General features: G+C 59.4%; 18 protein-coding genes. 11 read left to right on the top strand and 7 right to left on the bottom strand.

Going from position 1 to position 23,421, the window contains the following annotated elements; genetic code table 11:
- Positions 1 to 332: 332 nt before the first annotated feature.
- From KW846_RS11770 to KW846_RS11755, 4 genes are all read right to left on the bottom strand, one after another.
- The gene (locus tag KW846_RS11770; protein WP_015093478.1) at positions 333 to 1,082 is read right to left on the bottom strand and encodes a FadR/GntR family transcriptional regulator; all 750 of its coding nucleotides are present in this window, start codon (positions 1,080 to 1,082) and stop codon (positions 333 to 335) included.
- 185 nt (positions 1,083 to 1,267) lie between these two features.
- The gene (locus tag KW846_RS11765) at positions 1,268 to 2,995 is read right to left on the bottom strand and encodes an ABC transporter ATP-binding protein/permease (protein ID WP_218482341.1); all 1,728 of its coding nucleotides are present in this window, start codon (positions 2,993 to 2,995) and stop codon (positions 1,268 to 1,270) included.
- Positions 2,996 to 3,092: 97 nt separating this feature from the next.
- The gene (locus tag KW846_RS11760; RefSeq protein ID WP_007973041.1) at positions 3,093 to 3,653 is read right to left on the bottom strand and encodes a response regulator transcription factor; all 561 of its coding nucleotides are present in this window, start codon (positions 3,651 to 3,653) and stop codon (positions 3,093 to 3,095) included.
- Entirely contained in the window at positions 3,646 to 4,908 is a 1,263-nt protein-coding gene (locus KW846_RS11755; protein WP_015093476.1) for an ATP-binding protein, read from the bottom strand. The genes KW846_RS11760 and KW846_RS11755 overlap by 8 nt, the downstream gene beginning before the upstream one ends.
- 400 nt (positions 4,909 to 5,308) lie before the next feature.
- On the opposite strand from KW846_RS11755, the gene KW846_RS11750 reads away from it, so the two are divergent.
- The 10 genes from KW846_RS11750 (at position 5,309) to KW846_RS11705 (ending at position 18,669) form a co-directional block, all read left to right on the top strand.
- The gene (locus KW846_RS11750; protein ID WP_218482340.1) at positions 5,309 to 6,025 is read left to right on the top strand and encodes an SIMPL domain-containing protein; all 717 of its coding nucleotides are present in this window, start codon (positions 5,309 to 5,311) and stop codon (positions 6,023 to 6,025) included.
- Between the two features lie 447 nt (positions 6,026 to 6,472).
- Entirely contained in the window at positions 6,473 to 8,098 is a 1,626-nt protein-coding gene (locus KW846_RS11745) for an ABC transporter substrate-binding protein (protein WP_007973045.1), read from the top strand.
- 303 nt (positions 8,099 to 8,401) lie between these two features.
- Entirely contained in the window at positions 8,402 to 10,003 is a 1,602-nt protein-coding gene (locus KW846_RS11740) for an ABC transporter substrate-binding protein (RefSeq protein ID WP_218482339.1), read from the top strand.
- 174 nt (positions 10,004 to 10,177) lie between these two features.
- Positions 10,178 to 11,611, top strand: coding sequence for an OprD family porin (locus KW846_RS11735; RefSeq protein WP_116580950.1), 1,434 nt, complete (start codon positions 10,178 to 10,180; stop codon positions 11,609 to 11,611).
- A 78-nt stretch (positions 11,612 to 11,689) separates the two neighbouring features.
- A complete protein-coding gene (locus KW846_RS11730) occupies positions 11,690 to 13,285 on the top strand; it encodes an ABC transporter substrate-binding protein (RefSeq protein ID WP_007973048.1) in 1,596 nt (531 codons plus the stop codon).
- Positions 13,286 to 13,358: 73 nt separating this feature from the next.
- Positions 13,359 to 14,369, top strand: coding sequence for an ABC transporter permease subunit (locus tag KW846_RS11725; RefSeq protein ID WP_007973049.1), 1,011 nt, complete (start codon positions 13,359 to 13,361; stop codon positions 14,367 to 14,369).
- Positions 14,370 to 14,379: 10 nt separating this feature from the next.
- On the top strand, positions 14,380 to 15,291 hold the full coding sequence (locus KW846_RS11720) for an ABC transporter permease subunit (protein WP_007973050.1): 912 nt from the start codon (positions 14,380 to 14,382) through the stop codon (positions 15,289 to 15,291).
- Positions 15,292 to 15,301: 10 nt separating this feature from the next.
- The gene (locus tag KW846_RS11715) at positions 15,302 to 16,270 is read left to right on the top strand and encodes an ABC transporter ATP-binding protein (protein WP_218482338.1); all 969 of its coding nucleotides are present in this window, start codon (positions 15,302 to 15,304) and stop codon (positions 16,268 to 16,270) included.
- Positions 16,270 to 17,250 (top strand): peptide ABC transporter ATP-binding protein, encoded by a 981-nt coding sequence (locus tag KW846_RS11710; RefSeq protein ID WP_015093469.1) that lies wholly within the window; start codon positions 16,270 to 16,272, stop codon positions 17,248 to 17,250. The genes KW846_RS11715 and KW846_RS11710 overlap by 1 nt, the downstream gene beginning before the upstream one ends.
- A 231-nt stretch (positions 17,251 to 17,481) precedes the next feature.
- Positions 17,482 to 18,669: a hypothetical protein gene (locus KW846_RS11705; protein ID WP_218482337.1), complete on the top strand. Its 1,188-nt coding sequence runs from the start codon at positions 17,482 to 17,484 to the stop codon at positions 18,667 to 18,669.
- Positions 18,670 to 18,835: 166 nt separating this feature from the next.
- Here the strand turns inward: KW846_RS11705 and KW846_RS11700 are convergent, their stop codons facing one another.
- The 3 genes from KW846_RS11700 to KW846_RS11690 all read right to left on the bottom strand — a co-directional run bounded on the left by KW846_RS11700 (position 18,836) and on the right by KW846_RS11690 (position 22,279).
- Entirely contained in the window at positions 18,836 to 19,093 is a 258-nt protein-coding gene (locus KW846_RS11700) for a hypothetical protein (protein ID WP_218482336.1), read from the bottom strand.
- Positions 19,094 to 19,239: 146 nt separating this feature from the next.
- A complete protein-coding gene (locus KW846_RS11695; protein ID WP_218482335.1) occupies positions 19,240 to 20,475 on the bottom strand; it encodes an MFS transporter in 1,236 nt (411 codons plus the stop codon).
- Positions 20,476 to 20,695: 220 nt separating this feature from the next.
- Positions 20,696 to 22,279 (bottom strand): peptide chain release factor 3, encoded by a 1,584-nt coding sequence (locus tag KW846_RS11690; RefSeq protein ID WP_007973058.1) that lies wholly within the window; start codon positions 22,277 to 22,279, stop codon positions 20,696 to 20,698.
- Between the two features lie 387 nt (positions 22,280 to 22,666).
- Here KW846_RS11690 and KW846_RS11685 point away from each other — a divergent pair, with 387 nt between their 5' ends.
- Entirely contained in the window at positions 22,667 to 23,410 is a 744-nt protein-coding gene (locus KW846_RS11685; protein WP_371321744.1) for an ABC transporter permease, read from the top strand.
- The last annotated feature ends 11 nt before the right edge of the window (positions 23,411 to 23,421 follow it).

Here is a 23,421-nt window from a genome sequence, read left to right as displayed (position 1 = left end):
CAACTTAAAATACAACCGTCAACTGCATTTCATCGCTGAGGGTGGAAATTGTTCCACAAGCAGGGTCACAAGCCCGCGTTTATGGGCCTTTCAGCGTTGAGAGAAGAAATGGAATGTGCGGCGCATTCATGGCAGAGGAGTTACGTTGTCGGAAGATCAATCAGCGACCGGCTGAAGAATGCGGCGTGCTTGCGGCCCAATCGCGAGCAGGCTCGCTCCCACAGGGGATCGCCTGCGCACACAAAAATCTGTGAACATCCGCAATCAACTGTGGGAGCGAGCCTGCTCGCGATGACGGCTTACCGGACGATGAGTCGCCCGAAGCAGTAAGACTAACCCCGCTGTGCCTCAGCCTCTTCATGGGCATGGCGCAACCGTTCACGACTGTTGGTCAGGTGCAAACGCATGGCGGCCCGGGCCGCATCGGAATCCTGACGGGCAATGGCGTCGTAGATTTCCTCATGTTCACGGCTCAGGCGACCCATGTAGTGCTGCTGGTCGTCATGGGCCAGGCGCGCGGAATTCAACCGTGTGCGCGGGATAATGCTGGTGCCCAGGTGGGTCATGATGTCGGTGAAATAACGGTTGCCTGTGGACAATGCTATTTCGAGGTGGAAGGCGAAGTCAGAAGCCACGGCATCACTGGCGTGGGCGGCGCTTTCATTCAACGCATCGAGGGCGGCGCGCATGTTGGCCAGTTGTTCCGGACTGCGGCGTTGGGCCGCCAGCCCGGCAGACTCCACTTCGAGACTGATACGCAACTCCAGGATCGCCAGCACATCGCGCAAGGTCACCACGGTCGCCGGGTCGATACGAAAGCCACTCGGGCTCGGTGTGTCGAGCACGAAGGTGCCGATGCCATGGCGGGTTTCCACCTGGCCGGCCGCCTGCAGACGGGATATCGCTTCGCGTACCACCGTGCGGCTGACACCATGGGCATCCATGATGGCCGACTCGGTGGGCAACTTGTCGCCACGCTTGAGATGACCGTCGCGGATCTGCTCGGACAGCACCGTCACCAGTTCCTGAGCGAGGCTGCGGCGCTTGCGTGGGAGGCGTGGTGTGTCGATCGGGTTTTCCATGGTGTACGTCGGTCTCGAAAAGTTCGGCGGCTGAAAGCGCATCATAGCGCAACGCGGTTGTACGATCACCCATCCCCCTGAACCCCTGTAGGAGCTGCCGCAGGCTGCGATCTTTTGCTCTTGATCTTGAAAGGCAAAGTCAAAAGATCGCAGCCTGTGGCAGCTCCTACCAGGGGCGGGGGTGTTTATGCGGTCACGGCCTGGTCCACCAGATGGCCATTCTCGATACGAACATGCCGCGGATGGAAGCGCTTGAGGCTGCTGCGATGGCCGACGCTGACAATGCTCAGCCCCGGCAATTCATCGATCAGCGCCTGGTACAGCGTGGCCTCGTCCTCCTCGTCCATCGCCGAGGTCGCTTCGTCCATGTACAGCCATTGCGGTGCATAAAGCAGCGCACGGGCAAAGGCCAGGCGTTGCTGCTCACCCGGAGACAACATGCGCTGCCAGTGGTTGGCTTCGTCGAGACGGGCAATCAGATGCGGCAAACGACAGGTTTCCAGCACCTGCACGTAGCGCTCGTTCGGATAGGTATCACCAGGCTGTGGATAACTGAGGACATCACGCAGGGTGCCAATCGGCAGATACGGCTTTTGCGGCAGGAACAGGTAACGCGCCGATGGCAGGCGAATACTGCCGTGGCCAGCCGGCCACAGGTGTCCCATTGCCCGCAGCAGGGTCGACTTGCCGCTGCCGGAGCGACCGCTGAGCATCACGCGCTCGCCCTCCTCCACGGTCATCTCGGCGTTGGTCAGCAGGTGACGACCTTCCGCCAGGTCGAGGCTGAGGTTGTGCACCTTCAGGACGGAACCCGAATTCTGCACGTCGATGGCGGGGGCACGCTCTTCGTTGTCACGCATGGCCTGGTGGAAGCTCAGCAGACGATCGCAGGTGGCGCGCCAGGAAGCGAGGCTCTGGTAGGCGCTGATGAACCAGCTGAAGCTTTCCTGCACATTGCCGAACGCCGAGCTGATCTGCATCAGTTCGCCCAGTTCGATCTTGCCTGAGAGGTAACGCGGCGAGGCCACGATGAACGGGAAGATGATGGCTGCCTGGCTGTAACCGGCGGTGAAAAACGTCAAGCGCTTGGACACCTTCATGATGTCCCAGAAGTTGTGCCAGACCATCCCGAAGCGACTGCTCAACCGACGATTTTCGTTCGGTTCGCCGTTGTACAACGCGATGCTTTCGGCATTCTCGCGAATCCGCACCATGGAGAAACGCAGGTCGGCTTCGAAGCGTTGTTGTTGGTTGTTCAGACCGATCAGGCGACGACCGATCAAATGCGTCAGCCAACTGCCCACCACCGCGTAAACCAGCACGCACCAGAACATGTAGCCGGGAATGGTGATGCCGAACACTTCGATACTGCCCGACACGCCCCACAGAATGATCGAGAACGACACCAGGCTGACGATATTGCGCAGCAGCCCGATACCCAGTTCAAGGGTGTTGGAGGTGAAGTTGTTGAGATCTTCGGAAATCCGCTGGTCCGGGTTATCGGTGTAACCGCCCTGCTCCAGCTGGTAATAGTTTTTCTCCGCCAGCCAACGGCTGAAATGCTTTTCGGTGAGCCACGCCCGCCAGCGGATCGTCAGCATCTGCGTCAGGTAGAGCCGATACACCGCGCCGATGATCGCCACCGCCGCAATCGCACAGAAATACAGGATCAGTTGCCAGAATGCTGCCTCGTCCTTCTTTTGCAGGGCGTTGTAGAAGTCCTTGTACCAGGTGTTGAACCACACCGAGATCCCCACGCTGATCAGCGACAGCGCAATCACTGCGATCAGCAGCGTCCAGGCCTTGACCTTCTCTTCACTGCGCCAGTAAGGCGTGATCATTGCCCACACTTTGCGAAAAAAATGCCCGCGCACGGCGTCGTTGACCGCGGAATACTCAGCGTTCTGATTCATGGATAAGGCTCGATAAAGAAAAGAACACGCACGAACCGATCATAGATGATCGGTCCGGTTTGTCGCGAGATACGGCCCGCATTCGTTCAGCGCAGGTTCAGCGGCGAACGGGGCGCTTCTGCAGTTTGCGCTGCAGGGTGCGGCGGTGCATGCCCAGGGCGCGGGCAGTGGCGGAGATGTTGCCTTCGTGCTCGGTCAGCACGCGCTGGATGTGCTCCCACTGCAGGCGGTCCACGGACATCGGGTTTTCCGGCACCAGGCTGTCGAGGTCGGCGTGTTCGGACAGCAGCGCCGCCAGCACGTCGTCGGCGTCAGCCGGTTTGCACAGGTAGTTGCAGGCACCGCGCTTGATCGCCTCGACAGCGGTGGCAATGCTCGAATAACCGGTGAGGATCACCACGCGCATTTCCGGGTCCATTTCCAGCAACTTGGGCAGCAGCACCAGGCCCGAATCGCCGTCCATTTTCAGGTCCAGGGCGGCATAATCCGGCAGATCGGCCTTGGCCAGTTCCAGGCCTTCTTCGGCGGAACCGGCGGTGCTGACGCGAAAACCGCGGCGGGCCATGGCGCGGGCCATGACGCGGGTGAATGTGGCGTCGTCATCGACCAGCAACAAATGCGGCAGTTCTTCGCCTTCGACTTGGATCTCTTCACTCATGTTCGTCTCCTCGGGCGACACGGGGAAGGCGCAGCTCGGTGAGCGTGCCGCCTTCCTCATGACTGTAGAGTTTCACTGAGCCGCCGGCGCGTGTCACGCTGGCCTTGCTCAAAAACAGGCCCAGGCCGAAACCTTTGCCCTTGGTGGTAAAAAACGGCTTGCCGATTTGCTCGGCGATGGCCAGCGGCACACCGGCGCCATGGTCACGGATGCTGATGGTGAGGTTTTCCCAATCCCAGTCCAGCGTCACCTGCAGCCCTTCGGGGCAGGCGTCGGCGGCGTTGTTCAGCAGATTCAGCAACGCCTGGGTCAAATCCGGCGGCGGCGCCATACGGGGTACCGCGCCCTGGCCGAGGCGCTGGAAGCGATAGCTGGCTTCCGGGCGCATCAGGTGCCAACGATTGAGGGCTTCATCTAGCCAGTCGGTGACGTCCTGCATCTCCACCGCCAACCGGCGATTGGCCTCTGCGGCGCGTACCAGATGCTGCAAGGTCTCTTTACACAGTTTGACCTGATCCTGCAGCACGCTCAGGTCATCCTGCAACATCGGGTCAGGGTGGTCCTGACGCATTTCCTTGAGTAACACGCTCATGGTCGCAAGCGGCGTGCCCAGTTCATGGGCGGCACCGGCGGCCTGGGTGGCAACGGCCAACAGTTGCTGATCGCGCAGGCCTTCTTCGCGGCGAATGGCACGCAGCTCTTCCTGACGACGCAGTTCTTCGGCCATGCGCGCGGCGAAGAACGTGATGACCGCAGCCGCGAGGGCAAAGCTCAACCACATCCCGTACACCTGCAGGTTTTCCCTGGCGATGGGGAAGGTTTGCAGCGGATAGAACTGAGCCAGCAGCAGTGTGTACATCGTCAGTGCGATCCCCGAGAGGATCACCGAATAACGCCATGGCAACGTCACGGCGGCAATGGTCAGCGGCACCAGGTAATAGGAGACGAAGGGGTTGGTCGAGCCACCGGAGAAATACAGCAATGCGCTGTGGATAAACAGGTCGCAAGCCAGTTGCACGGCGTATTCGAGCTCGGTCACCGGCCACGAGGTGCGCAGGCGAATCGCTGTGAACACGCACAATAGCATCGAACAGGCGAGGGTCGCAGCCAGTTGAAACCAGGGCAGTGGCAACAGTTCGAGCCAGTAGGCCAGGCCCACGGAACCGGCCTGGGCGGCCAGCACCAATGTGCGGATGAATGTCAGCCGCCAGAGGTTCTGGCGAGTGGCGGAAGTGATTTGAACGGGGGCGAGCATGAGCTCTCCTGATGAGCGCTCCAGGCGGATCGCAGGGAGTATAACCAAGCGCGGGGGCTGACAGGCAAAAGTGCGGCAAACGGCCACAGTCATTGGCGTGGAACTGCGTGCAATGAACTCTGTGGCGAGGGGGCTTGCCCCCGTTGGACTGCGAAGCAGTCCTAAAACCTGCCGCCGCATTTTATCGGTTGAACCAAGTGAGGCAATCTGCGACTGCTTCGCAGCCGAACGGGGCGGTGCGGCGGTCCGACAAGCCCCCTCGCCACAGCAAGCTCGCTCCTGCAAAGGGCCATGCATCTGTATAGAAGTTGTAACTGTGCGAACCAGAGCATAAAAGCTAGAGTCTGATGGTTTCACGCAGGTCCGGACCACACCCCTGCGCACCTTTCAAGGAGCCTTCATGCACACATTCCGCCGCAGCGCCGCCCTCCTCGCCCTGAGTCTCGGCACCGTCGCCAGCCTCCCGGCCCTGGCCGCCGACGAACTGCATTACAACCAGATTTCCCTGCGCGCCGAAGTCAGTCAGGAAGTGGCCCGCGACCTGATGATCGTGACGCTCTACACCGAAGAACAGAACAGCGACCCGGCCAAACTCGCCGCCGACGTCAGCACCACCATGAACAAGGCGCTGGCCCAGGCCAAGCAGGTCAAGGACATCACCCTGCGTCAGGGCAGTCGCAACAGCTACCCGATCTACGACACCAAGGGCCAGAAAATCACCGGCTGGCGCGAGCGCGCCGAATTGCGCCTGGAAAGTTCGGACTTCGCCGCGCTGTCGAAGCTGACCGGCGAGCTGCTCACTGACCTGAAAATGGGCGGCATGGACTTCGCCATCGCCACTCCGACCCGCAAGGCCAGTGAAGACGCCCTGCTCAAGGATGCCGTGAGCGCCTTCAAGGCCCGCGCCCAACTGGCCACCGATGCCCTTGGCGGCAAGAGCTACAAAATCGTCAACCTGAACCTCAACAGCAACGGTTATCCACAGCCTTATCTGCGCGCGCCGATGATGATGAAAGCGGCCGCCATGGACGCCGCCCCCGTGACACCGGATGTCGAAGCCGGCACCAGCCAGGTCGGCATGACCGCCGATGGTTCGATTGAAGTGCTGATGCCTTGAATCGATAGCCCGTAAACCAAAACGGCGATCATCAAAATGATCGCCGTTTTTTTTGGCAGTTTTCAGGCATGAGCTATAACTGGATAGGTCAACCCGAGAAATGCCGTCGATTGGCCACTATCGGTGCAACAATAACCACTCTTATTCACGCCATGCCCACCCCACAATCCGGGGTATGAATAAGTAACACCCCCGCCCCACGCGGGAGCAACCCAAGTCAGGCGCGCACTGTAAAAGTGCGTCACTTGCACCGTAAAAACGCCGCGCAAACGGTCAAATGCGTCAGGAATTATACAAATGCGACATTAAGGTACGTTCGTGCCACCGTTTAAGGCTTGTAGTCACTCTGGATCTTGCATTGGGTATGGCCCCTGCATAAGTATCCGCAGGCACGACTCACGAGGTCGTCCTCTAATTCCAAAAATGACAACAAATCATGAGGCCACCATGCTTAAACAAGCGGTCATTCCGTTTTTAGTCGGCGCCAGCCTGTTGGCTAGTGCACCGTTCGCTCAAGCTGCGACTAACCTGGTGTTCTGCTCCGAAGGGAGCCCGGCCGGTTTCGATCCAGGTCAATACACCACCGGAACCGACTTCGACGCCTCTGCAGAAACCATGTTCAACCGCCTCACCCAATTCGAGCGCGGCGGCACCGCTGTCATTCCAGGTCTGGCGACCAGCTGGGACGTCTCCGATGACGGCCTGACCTACACCTTCCATCTGCGTGAAGGTGTGAAGTTCCACACGACCCCGTACTTCAAGCCGACTCGTGAGTTCAACGCCGACGACGTGCTGTTCACCTTTAATCGCATGATTAACAAGGATGACCCGTTCCGCAAAGCGTACCCGACCGAATTCCCGTACTTCACCGACATGGGGATGGATACCAACATCACCAAGATCGATAAAGTCGACGACAAAACTGTCAAGTTCACCCTCAAGGACGTTGATGCCGCGTTCATCCAGAACATGGCCATGAGCTTCGCCTCGATCCAGTCCGCCGAGTACGCTGCCCAGCTGCTCAAGGAAGGCAAGGCCGCCGACATCAACCAGAAGCCGGTCGGCACTGGCCCGTTCGTGTTCAAGAGCTACCAGAAAGACTCCAACATCCGCTACACCGGGAACAAGGACTACTGGAAGCCTGACGACGTGAAGATCGACAACCTGATCTTCGCCATCACTACCGACCCGTCGGTACGTATCCAGAAGCTGAAGAAGAACGAGTGCCAGGTCACCCTGTTCCCTCGTCCGGCCGACCTGAAGGCGCTGAAAGAAGACAAGGACCTGAAGCTGCCTGACCAGGCCGGTTTCAACCTGGGTTACATCGCCTACAACGTGATGCCCAAGGTCAAGGGTCAAACCGATGCCAACCCGCTGGCCGAGCTGAAGGTTCGCCAGGCACTGGACATGGCGGTCAACAAGCAACAGATCATCGACTCCGTGTACCAGGGCGCCGGCCAACTGGCCGTCAACGCCATGCCGCCGACCCAGTGGTCCTACGACACCACCATCAAGGATGCGCCGTACAACCCTGAGAAAGCCAAAGAGCTGCTCAAGGAAGCCGGCGTGAAAGATGGCACCGAAATCGTGCTCTGGGCGATGCCGGTCCAGCGTCCATATAACCCGAACGCCAAACTGATGGCAGAAATGCTGCAGTCCGACTGGTCCAAGATCGGCCTCAAGGTCAAGATCCAGAGCTACGAGTGGGGCGAGTACATCAAGCGCTCCAAAGGTGGCGAGAACCAGGCGATGCTGATTGGCTGGAGCGGTGACAATGGTGATCCGGACAACTGGCTGAACGTGCTGTTCGGCTGCGACTCGCTGGAAGGCAACAACTTCTCCAAGTGGTGCGACAAGAAGTTCGACGACATCGTCAAGCAGGCCAAGCGCACTTCAGACCAGGCCAAGCGCACCGAACTGTACAAGCAGGCGCAACACGTCCTCAAAGATGCAGTCCCAATGACACCTATCGCTCACTCGACGGTGTTCCAACCTATGCGCGCCAACGTGCAGGACTTCAAGATCAGCCCATTTGGCTTGAACTCCTTCTACGGCGTCAGCGTCAGCAAATAAGGTTTTGCAACGGCGACGTTTCTGACGTCGCCGTTGCTTTATCTACCGAGCAAGCAGGAATTTGCCTACATCCAAATCCGCAGCTGACTACGGCATCGGGTGAGGACGCGTCGCCATTTCCTACGAGTCTTTAGGACTCTACGCATTTACTGCCGGACCCGTGGCTCATACCGTCGGGATCCGACCAGTACAGGCGTGGGTCATCGGTTACTGCTGCGTGCATGGCTTGAAATCAGTGACGCCTCCACGTCTACGGACGGGGCGACCGCTCATTGACAACACTTTGAGATAAAAGGGAGCGTTATGCGCCATACCTTGGTTTTATCCGCATTGCTGGGCACCGGCCTGTTGGCCGCCACTTCCATCAGCCAGGCTGCCAACAACAGCCTGGTGTTCTGCTCCGAGGGCAGCCCCGCCGGTTTCGATACGGCGCAGTACACCACTGCGACCGACAACGACGCCGCCGAACCGTTGTACAACCGACTGGCAGAGTTTGAAAAAGGCGCGACCAATGTCGTACCGGGTCTGGCCACGAGCTGGGATATTTCCGAGGACGGCCTCAAATATACGTTTCACCTGCGCGAAGGGGTGAAGTTCCATGCCACCAAATACTTCACGCCAACCCGCGATTTCAACGCCGATGACGTGCTGTTCACGTTCAATCGCATGCTCGATCCGCAACAACCATTCCGTAAGGCTTATCCGACAGAGTTTCCGTACTTCAACGGCATGAGCCTGAACAAGAACATCGCCAAGGTCGAAAAGACCGGGCCACTGACCGTGCTCTTTACGCTCAACAGCGTGGACGCCGCGTTCATCCAGAACATCGCCATGAGCTTCGCCGCCATCCTGTCGGCCGAATACGCCGACAAGCTATTGGCCGAAGGCAAGCCGAGCGACATCAACCAGAAGCCGGTCGGCACCGGGCCGTTCGTGTTCAAAAGCTATCAGAAAGACTCGAACATCCGTTACACCGGCAACAAGCATTACTGGGACCCGAGCCGGGTCAAGCTCGACAACCTGATTTTCGCCATCAATACCGACGCCTCGGTGCGCGTGCAGAAACTCAAGGCCGGCGAGTGCCAGATCACCCTGCACCCGCGCCCTGCCGACGTGACCGCACTGAAGAACGACCCGGCCCTGCAACTGATCGAGAAGCCTGGTTTCAACCTCGGCTACATCGCCTACAACGTGCGCCACAAGCCGTTCGACCAGCTTGAAGTGCGCCAGGCGCTGGACATGGCGGTGAACAAACAGGGCATTCTCAATGCCGTTTACCAGGGTGCGGGGCAACTGGCGGTCAACGCCATGCCGCCGACCCAATGGTCCTACGACGACACCATCAAGGACGCCGCCTACAACCCGGAAAAAGCCAGGGAACTGCTCAAGGCTGCCGGCGTCAAGGAAGGCACTGAAATCACCCTCTGGGCCATGCCGGTCCAGCGTCCGTACAACCCCAACGCCAAGTTGATGGCCGAAATGCTCCAGGCTGACTGGGCGAAGATCGGCCTCAAGGTCAAGATCGTCAGCTATGAGTGGGGCGAGTACATCAAGCGCACCAAGAATGGCGAGCACGACATCAGCCTGATCGGCTGGACCGGTGACAATGGGGATCCGGACAACTGGCTGGGCACGCTCTACAGCTGCGACGCCATTGGCGGCAACAACTATTCGATGTGGTGCGATCCGGCCTACGACAAGCTGATCAAGCAGGCCAAGGTCGTCACCGACCGTGACCAGCGCACCCTGCTCTACAAACAGGCGCAGCAGTACCTCAAGCAGCAGGTGCCGATCACGCCGGTCGCCCACTCAACGGTCAACCAGCCGCTGAGCGCCAAAATCGAAGGGTTCAAGGTGAGCCCGTTCGGCCGCAATGTGTTCTCGGGTGTCAGCATAGAAAAATAACCGATTAGCCAGAAATGCCGGGGGGCGGATTTTCCGCCCTCACGCAGACGCTTTGCCGTCTTTTGCCCATTTGGCTGACAGCAAACGTTTGCGATGCCGTGAATGAGTTCTAAACCAATAGCCGGATCACAAAAAAAGACCGGCATAAAAAAAAGAAAGTAAGGAGCTTTACCCATGAAACTGAGCAGCACCGCGTTATTGGCCTTGGCCATAAGCAGCGTAACCGCCACGGCTTACGCAGAAACCCAAAGCCAGGCTTTCACCCCGGTTACCGTGAACGAGAAGAACGCCCAAAGCGAAGCCACCGGTTTTGTCGAAGGCCAGTCGATCACCGGCACCACGCGTAACTGGTACGCCAACGAGCAACTGAAACGTGGTGCAAAATTCAAATACAACGATCACGGCACGCTGGCCGAGACCGATCGTCGTATCAACTGGGTCCAGGGCACTATCGTCAAGTACAACTCGGGCTTCACCGAAGGGACTGTCGGTTTCAGCACCGAAGTGGCGGCCTACAACGCCATCGCACTGGACCGGGACCGCAAAGACCTGGCCTCCGGCAACGGTGGCGCACCGGGCTCTCGTCCAAACGCGGGCAACAACCGTACCCTGACCAAAGAGGGCGGCGACGCTCAAGGCCAGTGGAGCAAAGTGGGCCTGGCCAACGTCAAGGCCCGTGTCTCCAACACCACCCTGACCGCCGGCCGCATGAACTTCAGCAGCCCGATGGTCGACGTGATCGGCAACCGCGCACTGCCTTCGAGTTTCGAAGGTGTGGCCATCCACAGCGAAGAGCTGAACAACCTGGCCTTCGACCTGGCCACCTTCGACCGCAACTCACCGCGTACCGAAGAAAGCCAGCGTAAATTCCGCACCGAATACGCCAACGGCATCGTCGAGACCGATCACGTCTACACCGGCGGCCTGACCTACACCCCATTTGCCAGCCTGACCACCAGCCTCTGGGCGACCCAGGCGGAAGACATCTGGAACCAGTACTACTTCGGCGCGTCCCACGTTCTGGGCGACAGCCAGGTACTGAGCCTGACCACCGGCCTGAACTACTACAAAACCCAGGACACCGGTAAGGCCCTGATCGGCACTATCGACAACGACACCTACTCCCTGTCGTTCGGCCTGACCCACCAGGCCCACACCCTGACCCTCTCGTACCAGGAAGTGAACGGCAACGAATACTTCGACTACCTGCACGAAACCAACGGCATCTACCTGGCCAACTCCCTGCTGTCGGACTTCAACGGCCCGAACGAAAAATCGTTCCAGGTTGCCTACGGCTTGAACATGGCCGAATACGGCGTGCCAGGCCTGAAGTTCAACATCTACCAGGCGCGCGGCTGGGGTATCGACGGCACTCACTACACCGGCAACGGCGGCGTGCCTGGCAAGGGTTACGACGGCATCCAGTCCCAGGATGGCGAACACCACTATGAATACGGCATCGGCGCAACCTACGCCGTGCAGAGCGGCCCACTCAAGGCCACCACGATCCGCGGCACCTACACCGCTCACCGTGCCAGCGAAAACCAGGCTGACGGCAGCATCAACGAGTTCCGTCTCGTGACCACGGTTCCGTTCAACATCCTGTAATGCACGTGCCGAACGGCTGATTCGATGACGAATCGACCGTTCGGCTTTTGTCCTTTAACTGATTGCAGAGGGTTCTTGATGAAAATGCTTCCCCTACGTGCGGCCATCGCGGCCGCGTTGCTCAGTGTCGCTGTCGGCGTCTCGGCCAAACCCTTGGTGGTTTGCACCGAAAACAGCCCCGAAGGCTTCGACATGGTCCAGTACACGACTGCAGTCACAGCCGACGCCGTGGCCGAAACCATCTTCAATCGCCTGGCGGACTTCAAGCCCGGCACCACTGATGTGATTCCGGCACTGGCCGAATCCTGGGACATCAGCGAGGACGGTCTGACGTACACGTTCCACCTGCGTAAAGGCGTCAAGTTCCACACCACCGAATACTTCAAGCCGACCCGCGACATGAATGCCGACGACGTGGTCTGGAGCTTCCAGCGCCAGCTGGACCCGAATCATCCGTGGCACAAACTGTCGAGCGTTGGCTTCCCGTACTTTGAAAGCATGGGCTTCAAAGAGCTGCTGAAAAGCGTCGAGAAAGTCGACGACAACACAGTCAAGTTCACCCTGACCCGTCGCGAAGCGCCGTTCCTGGCCGACATCGCCATGGCGTTTTCTTCGATCTACTCCGCCGAATACGCCGACCAGTTGCTCAAGGCCGGCAAGACCGGCGATCTGAACAACAAGCCCGTCGGCACCGGCCCGTTCGTCTTCCAGCGCTACAACAAGGATGCCCAGGTTCGTTTCAAGGCCAACCCGGACTACTTCCGTGGCAAGGCACCGGCTGACTCATTGATCTTCGCCATCGCCACCGACAACAACGTGCGCCTGCAGAAGCTCAAGGCCAACGAATGCCAGGTCGCGCTGTACCCGAAACCGGACGACATCCAGAGCATCAGGAAAGACACCAAGCTCAAAGTCGACGAACTGAACGCGATGACCGTTGCGTACATCGCCATCAACACCACTCACAAATACCTGAGCGACGTGCGTGTGCGTAAAGCCATCGACATCGCCTTCGACAAGGAAGCAGCCGTCAACGCGCTGTTCGGCAAAGGCAATGCGACCGCGGCGGTCAACCCGTTCCCGGACACCCTGCTGGGCTACAACCACGACCTGAAGAATCCGCCCCGTGACCTGGACAAGGCCCGCGCCCTGCTCAAGGAAGCCGGCGTACCGGAAGGCACGGTATTCACCCTGTTCACCCGTAACGGCGGTGGTGCCACCAACCCGAACCCGATGCTCGGCGCGCAGATGATGCAAGCCGACCTGGCCAAGGTCGGGATCAAGATCGACATCCGCGTGATGGAATGGGGCGAAATGCTCAAACGCGCCAAAAACGGCGAGCACGACATGGTTTCCGCCGGATGGGCGGGCGATAACGGCGACCCGGATAACTTCCTGACGCCTATGCTCAGTTGTGAAGCGGCCAAGAACGGAGAAAACTACGCACGCTGGTGCAATGACAAGTTCCAGGCGCTGATCGACCAGGCCCGGGAAAAAACCGATCCGGCCGAACGTGCAGCGCTCTACGAGCAGGCCCAGGTTATTTTTAACCAGGACCAGCCATGGATCAGCATGGCGCACACTAGAATGTTTACCGCAATGCGCAACAACGTAGAGGGCTATCACATTAGCCCCCTCACCACGAACAACTTCGCCACCACCCAGGTGAAGTAGATAAGAAAACTCCCGGCATTCCTGACGCAGGGATGCCGGGCACGCCTAACCGGCTGATGAGGTACACCTTACGATGTTTAGTTTTATTGCCCGCCGACTGGGGTTATTGATCCCCACGTTTTTCGGCATCACCTTGCTGACATTCGCGTTGATTCGCATGATCCCTGGCGACCCCGTGGAAGTCATGATGGGCGAACGCAGAGTCGACCCGGAAATGCACGCTCAGGCAATGGAACGCCTAGGTCTGAACAAACCCCTGTATGCCCAGTACCTGGATTACATCGGCAAACTGGCCCACGGCGACCTCGGGGAATCCCTGCGTACCCGTGAAAGCGTCTGGAACGAATTCACGTCCCTGTTCCCCGCGACCCTGGAACTGTCCATGGCCGCCCTGTTGTTCGCCGGCATCCTGGGCCTTCTGGCCGGGGTGATCGCGGCACTCAAGCGAGGGTCCCTGTTCGACCATGGGGTGATGGGTGTCTCCCTGGCGGGATACTCGATGCCGATCTTCTGGTGGGGCCTGATCCTGATCATGTTCTTCTCGGTGAGCCTGGGCTGGACCCCGGTATCCGGACGGATCGACCTGCTCTACGACATCGAGCCACGCACCGGCTTCATGCTGATCGATACGCTGCTGGCCAACGAGCCGGACGCCTTCTTCGACGCCCTGCACCACCTGATCCTGCCGGCCATCGTGCTGGGGACCATCCCGCTGGCGGTGATCGCGCGGATGACCCGCTCCTCGATGCTCGAAGTACTGCGTGAAGACTACATCCGCACCGCCAAGGCGAAGGGCCTGTCGCCGTCGCGCGTGGTGTTCGTGCACGGCCTGCGTAACGCGCTGATTCCGGTACTGACCGTGGTCGGCCTGCAAGTCGGCACCCTGCTGGCCGGTGCGGTCCTGACCGAAACCATCTTCTCGTGGCCCGGCATCGGCAAATGGCTGATCGAAGCCATTGGCGCCCGAGACTATCCCGTCGTGCAAAACGGCATCCTGTTAATCGCCTGCCTGGTGATTCTGGTCAACTTCGTAGTGGACATCCTCTACGGCTTTGCCAACCCACGCATCCGTCATCAGCGCTGAGATCATGACCATGACCACTCCAATTCCATCGGTAGCAGTCGATCAAAGCCTGCTGTACCCGTCTCCGTACAAAGAATTCTGGCAAGCGTTCTCCAAGAACAAAGGCGCCGTCGCCGGCCTGATGTTCATGCTGCTGGTGATTTTCTGCGCCATCTTCGCCCCGTGGGTCGCCCCCCACAACCCGAGCGAGCAGTACCGCGATTTCCTGCTGACCCCGCCGGCCTGGCTGGAAGGTGGGCAACTGCAGTTCCTGCTCGGTACCGATGAACTGGGTCGCGACCTGCTGTCGCGCCTGATTACCGGCTCGCGCCTGTCGCTGCTGATCGGCTTGTCGTCGGTGGTGATGTCGCTGATCCCGGGGATCCTGCTGGGTCTGTTCGCCGGGTTCTTCCCGCGCGTGCTCGGCCCGACCATCATGCGCCTGATGGACATCATGCTGGCCCTGCCGTCCCTGCTGCTGGCCGTGGCGATCGTCGCCATCCTCGGCCCTGGCCTGATCAACACCGTGATCGCCATCGCCGTGGTGTCCCTGCCGTCCTACGTTCGTCTGACCCGCGCCGCGGTGATGGGTGAACTGAACCGCGACTATGTGACTGCCGCGCGTCTGGCCGGTGCCGGCCTGCCGCGCCTGATGTTCGTCACCGTGCTGCCCAACTGCATGGCGCCGCTGATCGTTCAGGCCACCCTGAGTTTCTCTTCGGCGATCCTCGATGCCGCCGCACTGGGCTTCCTCGGCCTTGGCGTACAACCGCCAACCCCTGAGTGGGGCACCATGCTGGCTTCGGCCCGCGACTACATCGAACGCGCCTGGTGGGTGGTGAGCCTGCCCGGTTTGACCATTTTGCTCAGCGTGCTGGCAATCAACTTGATGGGTGACGGCCTGCGCGACGCGCTGGACCCGAAACTCAAGAACGCCGCCTGAGGAGATTCCCATGTCACTGTTAGAAATCAAGAATCTCAACGTTCGCTTCGGCGACAAGAACGCCACGCCAGTGGTCGACGGCCTCGACCTGAAAGTGGACAAGGGCGAAGTGCTGGCCATCGTTGGCGAGTCCGGTTCCGGCAAGTCCGTGACCATGATGGCGCTGATGGGCCTGATCGAGCACCCCGGCATCGTTACCGCCGACTCACTCAGCTTTGACGGCAAGGACATGCTCAAGCTGAACAATCGCCAGCGTCGGCAGATTGTCGGCAAAGACCTGTCCATGGTCTTCCAGGATCCGATGACCGCGCTGAACCCGAGCTACACCGTCGGCTTCCAGATCGAGGAAGTGCTGCGCCTGCACCTGAAAATGTCCGGCAAGGCGGCCCGCAAGCGTGCCATCGAACTGCTGGAAAAAGTTGAAATCCCGGGTGCAGCCAGCCGTATGGACGCCTACCCGCATCAACTGTCCGGCGGTATGAGCCAGCGTGTCGCGATTGCCATGGCGATTGCCGGCGAACCGAAACTGCTGATCGCCGACGAACCGACCACAGCACTCGACGTGACGATTCAGGCGCAGATCATGGAACTGCTGCTGGCGTTGCAGAAAGAGCAGAACATGGGCCTGGTGCTGATCACCCACGACCTCGCGGTCGTGGCCGAAACCGCCCAGCGCGTATGCGTGATGTACGCCGGCCAAGCGGTCGAAGTCGGTCAGGTGCCGCAACTGTTCGACATTCCGGCACATCCGTACAGCGAAGCGCTGCTCAAGGCGATTCCGGAACACAGCCTGGGGGCCTCGCGCCTGTCGACCCTGCCGGGCATCGTTCCCGGTCGCTACGACCGTCCGCAGGGTTGCCTGCTGTCGCCACGCTGCCCGTACGTGAAAGACAACTGCCGTCAACAACGTCCGGCCCTTGACCAGAAAAGCAACAGCCTCGCTCGCTGCTTCTACCCGCTGAACCAGGAGGTGGCGTAATGGCCGTCGTACTTACCGCCCGCGACCTGACCCGTCACTACGAGGTGTCCCGAGGCCTGTTCAAGGGTCACGCCACCGTGCGCGCCCTCAACGGCGTGTCGTTCGAACTGGAAGCCGGCAAGACCCTCGCTGTCGTCGGTGAATCCGGTTGCGGCAAATCCACCCTGGCCCGTGCCCTGACCCTGATCGAAGAGCCGTCCTCCGGCTCCCTGAAAATCGCCGGCCAGGAAGTCGCCGGTGCCGACAAGGCCCAGCGCAAGCAACTACGCAAAGACGTGCAGATGGTGTTCCAGAGTCCGTACGCCTCGTTGAACCCACGGCAGAAAGTTGGCGACCAACTGGCCGAGCCACTGTTGATCAACACCAACCTGAGCGCTGCGGAACGTCGTGAGAAAGTCCAGGCGATGATGAAGCAGGTGGGCTTGCGTCCCGAGCACTACCAGCGTTATCCGCACATGTTTTCCGGCGGTCAGCGCCAGCGGATCGCCCTGGCTCGCGCGATGATGCTGCAACCCAAAGTGCTGGTGGCAGACGAACCGACCTCGGCGCTGGACGTGTCGATTCAGGCACAGGTGCTCAACCTGTTCATGGATCTGCAGCAAGAGTTCAACACCGCCTACGTGTTCATCTCCCACAACCTGGCGGTGGTTCGCCACGTGGCCGACCATGTGATGGTGATGTACCTGGGTCGCCCGGTGGAAATGGGCACGAAAGAGGATATCTACTCCCGTCCCCTGCACCCCTACACCCAGGCACTGTTGTCGGCGACGCCAGCCATCCACCCGGATCCGGACAAGCCGAAAATCAAGATCGTCGGCGAGTTGCCCAACCCGCTGAACCCGCCACCGGGCTGCGCCTTCCACAAGCGCTGCCCATACGCCACCGAGCGTTGCAGCACTGAAGAGCCGGCCCTGCGCCTGCTCGACAACCGCCAGGTGGCTTGCCACTACGCCGAGCAATTCCTCGACGGCGCGGCATAAAAAAACGCCTCGGTCATTGGGGCGCGCTTGAATCAGGCAAACCCCCTTCTCTTGCGATTGCGCATCAATCGACGGAGGAGGGGTTTTCTTTTGTTTGCACAAGCGCACGGCCATTTCTGACAGTTACGCACGCCCAGCTGCTTTGTTTGAATCCTATCGGAGAGTCCTGTGTCACGTGACACAAGGCGTAGACCCGGAAACATTCAAACTACAGGGACAGGTGCAAGCATCATGGAAATTCAAGCAACAGACGAAAACGCTGGTCAACTAGACCTGGCATTTGGTGTTTTTGGACAGATCAGACCCGACTTTCTGGCCGGCTCGGTCAGGGCCGTTGTGTTATCGGGTGAAGGTGAACTGACCTACGCCACTCGGCAGGGAGAGGGTTTCACTGTGTATCGCACCGATTCTGACGGTATCAAGGACAAGGCGTTTGGCAATGACGGGAACACAGGTGAGTGGCAATTCGTCAGCGGTAAAAAGGCAAGTCCGTCGCGTTTGCTACTGCAAGAGGATCGCAAGATCCTGGTGATCGGTGATACCCGGGAACCCGACGGCATTGGCCGGGCAGCACTGAGACGTTTTCATGCCAACGGCAGCCCTGACCTGGACTTCGGCAGTGTCGTCATTCCTGTAGCACAGCATGATTATTCCCAAGTGGCGTTGATCGACGGCTGTCTGCAGGGGGATGGAAAAGTGCTTGTGGCGTTCAGCTATTTCATCAGTGAGTCCGAAGGGTCACTGCTGGTTCGCCTGCACAGTAACGGCGAACTCGATACCGGTTTCGGCGATCGCGGTTTTCTCGAGATCGAAACCGCGGGCGATTTCATCCGGCTTTGCAGCGTTGTGATTCAAGAGGGAAACATCGTTGTTGGCGGAACCACCACATCCGGTCAGCTCGTTCTTGCACGATTTGATCTGGAGGGGCGGGTCGATAGCCAATTTGGTGTCGATGGTTTTACTTTCCTGGCATCAACGGATGGCTCACTCAAAATGAGTCAACTCATCGCACAGGCTGATGGCAAGCTGGCATGTGCCGGCGGTCTCCAGGAGAGCATGGGCATGGCGATGAGGTTTACCGCAGACGGTCACCCCGATAAGGAGTGGAATGGCGGGCTTCCTGTATTCACCAACACCGGTCCTGAAACCTTCTGGCGATCCCTGGCCCAGCAGCCGGACGACAAGATTGTCGTGGTTGGTTACAACCGGGCACTCCATATCATCGCTGGCAGGTTGTTGCCCAATGGAAACTATGACACCCACTTCGGAGGGACTGGGGCCGGGTGGGTTTCTTTTGGTCCTTCAGGAGGATTGCCCTGGGATGTGAAGGTCCAGAGCGGTGCTCGCATTATCGTTGGCGGCGAGGCGTTCATCGAAATGGGGAATCGCGGCCCGGTCGTCTACGGGCTCCAGGCCTGATCCCGTTCTCGACGGCGCGGCATAAAAACAGTGGGAGCGGGCTTGCTCGCGAATGCGATCTGCCATTCAAAATTAATGCTGACTGACACACCGCTTTCGCGAGCAAGCCCGCTCCCACAGGGTTGGAGTTGTAACCCAACCCCTTCTACCGCTCGCCATCGAGCGATTACGTCTGGCTATCGCCTTCGTCGGGATCATCGGAGTCCGGCTCGTCGGTGGTCTCATCATCGTCGTTGTCAGCACCACCCTGCCCCTGATCTCCCGGCTCCGATTCGGATTTGGCGAGCATCAACCCCGCGTATCCCGCTTGCCCGCTCGAAGCCTGTTCCCCGTGATCGATGCACTCGGCCCACGCCGTCGACGTCCCGAGCGATAGCATCACCAACACCTTCAACAGCAGTAAAACGCGAAACAACCTGTTCATAGCCGATTCCTTCCTTTCGTGGAGTGCCTGTCTGGCGCTGAGTGAAATCTAGTTCCGATCAGCCGGGTTCTCCAGATTGGACGCTGACGAGCGAGCAGAAATGCACCCGGCAGAAAGACCGGTTTCAAATATACCCAATAGCCGGATCAACTAAGCGAAACAGTTCGGCCAGGTTGCCCCTCAAGCTTGTCTGGAGTGCGAGGGCGGGTAGCCTGATAAATCATGGGGATGGACAGCAGCGCCAATACCGCACTGACCAGCCACACACTGTGCCCGCCAAAGTGACCGTACAACTGACCGCCAAGCATCGGAGACAACAGCGCACTTGCACTCCAGCTCATGAAAAACACGCCAAAGTACTGTCCGCTTTTTCCACGTTGCGCATGCTGCATGACCCGTGCATTCAGTGGCGGCATGAACAGCGCCTCGCCCAATGTCCAGACCACCGTCGACAGACAGGCATAGAACAGCCCGGAACCCAACGGCAACATACCGAGCCCACAGGCCAGCAACAGACTGCCCGCCACCAGTTGGCGACGCGTGCCCCAACGTTCACCCCAATGGGCCAACGGAATCTGTAACGACACCACCAATACGGCATTCAATGCGAACTGCCAGCCGATCGCTTCGGTGCTCAGGCGATAGTAATCACGCAGATAGTTACCCAGCGTGCTGTAGACCGTGTCGAATGCCATCCCGAGCAAGACCGTCGTCGCCAGTAACCAGAGAAAGGGTTTGTCGCGATACGGCACGCATGAGCCTGAGCCGGTATCAGGTCTCTCATCAGGCAACAGCACCGGTCGGCGCCATGTCGTGCGGACAAACCAGAGCAAGGCCAGCAGGGTCATGGCTGCGCTGGCGAAGAACACCCAGCGAAAATCGGTCTGCGCCAAAACGCCGCCGGCCACCCCGGCAGCGGCCATTCCGAGGTTTCGGGCTACCCGGCTCAAGGCCTGTGCCCGGGAACGCTGCGCAACCTCGCAATACTCCATGATCAGCCGCTGATGCAGTGTACGGATCGCCCCGTCGACGGTCCCGCTGAGCAACAGCAGCCCGGCCAGAAACGGCACCTGCGTGACCAGCCCGAGCAGGATCAGCACCCACATCGACACAAAGAATAGCGCCGCGGTGAGCCGTGCCGTGCGCACATGGTCACTGAGCAAACCACCGAGCATCGAGCCGATCAGCAATCCAGCGCCGTATGCCGACAACAGCCAGCCAACGGTTTCAATGGCCAGCCCCAGTTCCTGACGCAGGTACAGCGCCATGAACAACTTGACCATGCTGCTCATTCGATTGATGAACAACAGCGCCGCGAGCACCCAGGCCATCACGCCGAAATAGCCGTCCAGCCTCAGCAGATGAGTCACCCGATGCGTCATTCCCTTGATCATCAATATGGCCGCTGATTGCGAAATGTGTCTTGGACACTAAACGCCAACGACTGACTTGTCGCGGGCAAAACTCCCACATAGGGCAAAAACGGAGGCGGGCTACAAATGCGAAGGAAAAGACCTACGCAATCGCCTCCAGCGGAAAATCAATCCACAAAAAAAAGCCCACTGCTTACACAGTGGGCCTTCGGGTGTCGCCATTCAGCGCTTAGTGATGCTCGCGGGTCGCGCGGAATTTCACGTCCGGCCAGCGCTCTTCCATCAGAGCCAGGTTGACCCGCGTAGGCGCGAGGTAGGTCAGGTGACCGCCGCCGTCCAGTGCCAGGTTTTCCACAGCCTTGTTGGAGAATTCCTCAAGCTTCTTCTTGTCGCTGCATTCGATCCAGCGCGCGGAATAAACAGTGATCGGCTCGTAGGAGCACTCGACCTTGTATTCCTCTTTCAAACGGCTGGCGACCACATCGAACTGCAGCACACCGACGGCGCCGAGGATGATGTCGTTACTGCGTTCCGGGAAGAACACCTGGGTCGCGCCTTCTTCGGCCAGCTGCTGCAAGCCCTGGCGCAATTGCTTGGATTTCAGCGGATCCTTCAGGCGCACGCGGCGGAACAGTTCCGGGGCGAAGTGCGGGATGCCGGTGAAGCCCAGGACTTCGCCTTCGCTGAAGGTGTCGCCGATCTGGATGGTACCGTGGTTGTGCAGGCCGATGATGTCGCCGGCAAAGGCCTCTTCCAGTTGCTCACGCTCGGAGGAGAAGAAGGTCAGCGCATCGCCGATCCGCACGTCCTTGCCGGTGCGCACATGGCGCATCTTCATGCCTTTTTCGTACTTGCCGGAGCAGATGCGCATGAAGGCGATTCGGTCGCGGTGTTTCGGGTCCATGTTCGCCTGGATCTTGAAGATGAAACCCGAGAACTTCTCTTCCACCGGCTCCACGGTACGCTCGTTGGCCACCCGGGCCAGCGGGCGCGGAGCCCAATCAACGACGGCGTCGAGGACGTGATCAACACCGAAGTTGCCCAGGGCCGTACCGAAGAACACCGGGGTCAGCTGACCGTCGAGGAATTCCTGCTGGTTGAACTCGTGGCAGGCGCCCTGCACCAGCTCAAGCTGTTCGAGGAAACGCTCGTACTCGTCACCCAGGTGCGCACGGGCTTCATCGGAGTCGAGCTTCTCGATGATCTTGGTTTCAGTGCGCTCATGGCCGTGACCGGCGGTGTACACGATGATGTAGTCATCGGCGAGGTGATACACACCTTTGAAGTCACGGTAGCAACCGATCGGCCAGGTGATCGGCGCGGCCTTGATCTTGAGGACGGCTTCGATTTCGTCGAGCAGTTCGATCGGGTCGCGAATGTCACGGTCGAGTTTGTTGATGAAGCTGACGATCGGCGTGTCACGCAGACGGCAGACGTCCATCAGGGCGATGGTCCGTGGCTCTACACCTTTACCGCCGTCGAGGACCATCAATGCCGAGTCCACCGCGGTCAGGGTGCGGTAGGTATCTTCGGAGAAGTCTTCGTGGCCCGGGGTGTCGAGCAGGTTGATCATGTGCTCGCGATACGGGAATTGCATGACCGACGTGGTAATGGAAATACCACGCTGCTTTTCCATTTCCATCCAGTCGGAGGTGGCATGGCGGTCGGATTTACGAGATTTCACCGTACCGGCTACCGCGATCGCCTTGCCCATCAGCAAGAGTTTCTCGGTGATGGTGGTCTTACCGGCATCGGGGTGGGAAATAATGGCGAAAGTGCGGCGTTTCGCGACTTCGGCGGCCTGTTTGGTCATGGGAAATCGCCTGGCAGGTGATTCAAAAAAGGGCGGCGAGTATAGCTTAAAAAGTGATCTACGGACCACCGTCCATACACCCCGCCCCCCCCTGTAGGAGCTGCCGAAGGCTGCGATCTTTTGATCCTATTTTTTAGAAGCAAAGTCAAAAGATCGCAGCCTTCGGCAGCTCCTACAGGTGGCCACATGGCATTTAATGTGGGAACCTTTTAAAGCACGGAGACGTCCACTCCCCCGTAACGACCACTCGTCGGGGACCTGAAACACCCGCATTTCAGCCTGACGAGGCTGTGCTCATGGCTCGATTGCATGCCGTTTTACCGGCCTGTTCGAGCTGCTTCTCGCGATCATTTTTTCGGCAGCCAAGCAAGGCATTGCCACACGAAAATGTGTTCGCCGACTGAAAAAAGGAGTCCGCCTGTGGCTATCCGCTATGGCAAAGGGCTGATGGGAGGCGCGTTGGTAATCGCCCTTCTGGCCCTGCTGATCCAATGGATCGGCATCAACACGATCGAACACTACCGCGACGATTTGCTGTTTTACCTGCAAGCTCATCTGATTCTCGTCCTCGCTTCCATGCTGGCCGCCCTTGTCGTGGGCCTCCCCGCCGGTATCTTGCTCAGCCGCCCATCCATGGTCGGTCGCGCTGAACGCTTCATGCAGCTCTTCAACATTGGCAACACCGTTCCGCCCCTGGCCGTCCTGGCCATTGCCCTGGGCATCCTCGGCATCGGCAGCGGCCCGGCCATCTTCGCCCTGTTCCTCGCCTCCTTGCTGCCTATCGTGCGCAACACTTATGAGGGCCTGAAAAACGTTCAGGGCTCGCTCAAGGAAGCCGCCGTCGGCATCGGCATGACCCCGCGCCAGGTGCTGTGGAAAGTCGAACTGCCGAATGCCGTGCCGATCATCATCGGTGGCGTGCGCGTGGCGTTGGCGATCAACGTCGGGACGGCGCCGCTGGCGTTCCTGATCGGCGCCAACAGTCTTGGCAGCCTGATATTCCCCGGCATTGCCCTGAACAATCAGTCGCAATTGCTGCTCGGTGCCGCCTGCACCGCGTTGCTGGCCCTGTTGCTGGACGGCATGGTCACACTGGGCAGTCGCCTCTGGCTCGAACGCGGCCTGCGCTAAGCCTCGGTAAA

Origin of the sequence: Pseudomonas sp. PDM32 (assembly GCF_019219225.1) — a bacterium.
Lineage (GTDB): Bacteria > Pseudomonadota > Gammaproteobacteria > Pseudomonadales > Pseudomonadaceae > Aquipseudomonas > Aquipseudomonas laurylsulfatiphila.
The sequence above is the reverse complement of the archived record's forward strand: the minus strand, read 5'-3'. Positions and strand labels throughout refer to the sequence as shown.

What these genes read in the sequence shown, in the direction of transcription:
- KW846_RS11770 (WP_015093478.1), bottom strand. Translation starts at nt 1,082, where the DNA reads ATGGAAAACCCGATCGACACACCACGCCTCCCACGCAAGCGCCGCAGC.
- KW846_RS11765 (WP_218482341.1), bottom strand. Translation starts at nt 2,995, where the DNA reads ATGAATCAGAACGCTGAGTATTCCGCGGTCAACGACGCCGTGCGCGGG.
- KW846_RS11760 (WP_007973041.1), bottom strand. Translation starts at nt 3,653, where the DNA reads ATGAGTGAAGAGATCCAAGTCGAAGGCGAAGAACTGCCGCATTTGTTG.
- KW846_RS11755 (WP_015093476.1), bottom strand. Translation starts at nt 4,908, where the DNA reads ATGCTCGCCCCCGTTCAAATCACTTCCGCCACTCGCCAGAACCTCTGG.
- KW846_RS11750 (WP_218482340.1), top strand. Translation starts at nt 5,309, where the DNA reads ATGCACACATTCCGCCGCAGCGCCGCCCTCCTCGCCCTGAGTCTCGGC.
- KW846_RS11745 (WP_007973045.1), top strand. Translation starts at nt 6,473, where the DNA reads ATGCTTAAACAAGCGGTCATTCCGTTTTTAGTCGGCGCCAGCCTGTTG.
- KW846_RS11740 (WP_218482339.1), top strand. Translation starts at nt 8,402, where the DNA reads ATGCGCCATACCTTGGTTTTATCCGCATTGCTGGGCACCGGCCTGTTG.
- KW846_RS11735 (WP_116580950.1), top strand. Translation starts at nt 10,178, where the DNA reads ATGAAACTGAGCAGCACCGCGTTATTGGCCTTGGCCATAAGCAGCGTA.
- KW846_RS11730 (WP_007973048.1), top strand. Translation starts at nt 11,690, where the DNA reads ATGAAAATGCTTCCCCTACGTGCGGCCATCGCGGCCGCGTTGCTCAGT.
- KW846_RS11725 (WP_007973049.1), top strand. Translation starts at nt 13,359, where the DNA reads ATGTTTAGTTTTATTGCCCGCCGACTGGGGTTATTGATCCCCACGTTT.
- KW846_RS11720 (WP_007973050.1), top strand. Translation starts at nt 14,380, where the DNA reads ATGACCACTCCAATTCCATCGGTAGCAGTCGATCAAAGCCTGCTGTAC.
- KW846_RS11715 (WP_218482338.1), top strand. Translation starts at nt 15,302, where the DNA reads ATGTCACTGTTAGAAATCAAGAATCTCAACGTTCGCTTCGGCGACAAG.
- KW846_RS11710 (WP_015093469.1), top strand. Translation starts at nt 16,270, where the DNA reads ATGGCCGTCGTACTTACCGCCCGCGACCTGACCCGTCACTACGAGGTG.
- KW846_RS11705 (WP_218482337.1), top strand. Translation starts at nt 17,482, where the DNA reads ATGGAAATTCAAGCAACAGACGAAAACGCTGGTCAACTAGACCTGGCA.
- KW846_RS11700 (WP_218482336.1), bottom strand. Translation starts at nt 19,093, where the DNA reads ATGAACAGGTTGTTTCGCGTTTTACTGCTGTTGAAGGTGTTGGTGATG.
- KW846_RS11695 (WP_218482335.1), bottom strand. Translation starts at nt 20,475, where the DNA reads ATGACGCATCGGGTGACTCATCTGCTGAGGCTGGACGGCTATTTCGGC.
- KW846_RS11690 (WP_007973058.1), bottom strand. Translation starts at nt 22,279, where the DNA reads ATGACCAAACAGGCCGCCGAAGTCGCGAAACGCCGCACTTTCGCCATT.
- KW846_RS11685 (WP_371321744.1), top strand. Translation starts at nt 22,667, where the DNA reads ATGTGTTCGCCGACTGAAAAAAGGAGTCCGCCTGTGGCTATCCGCTAT.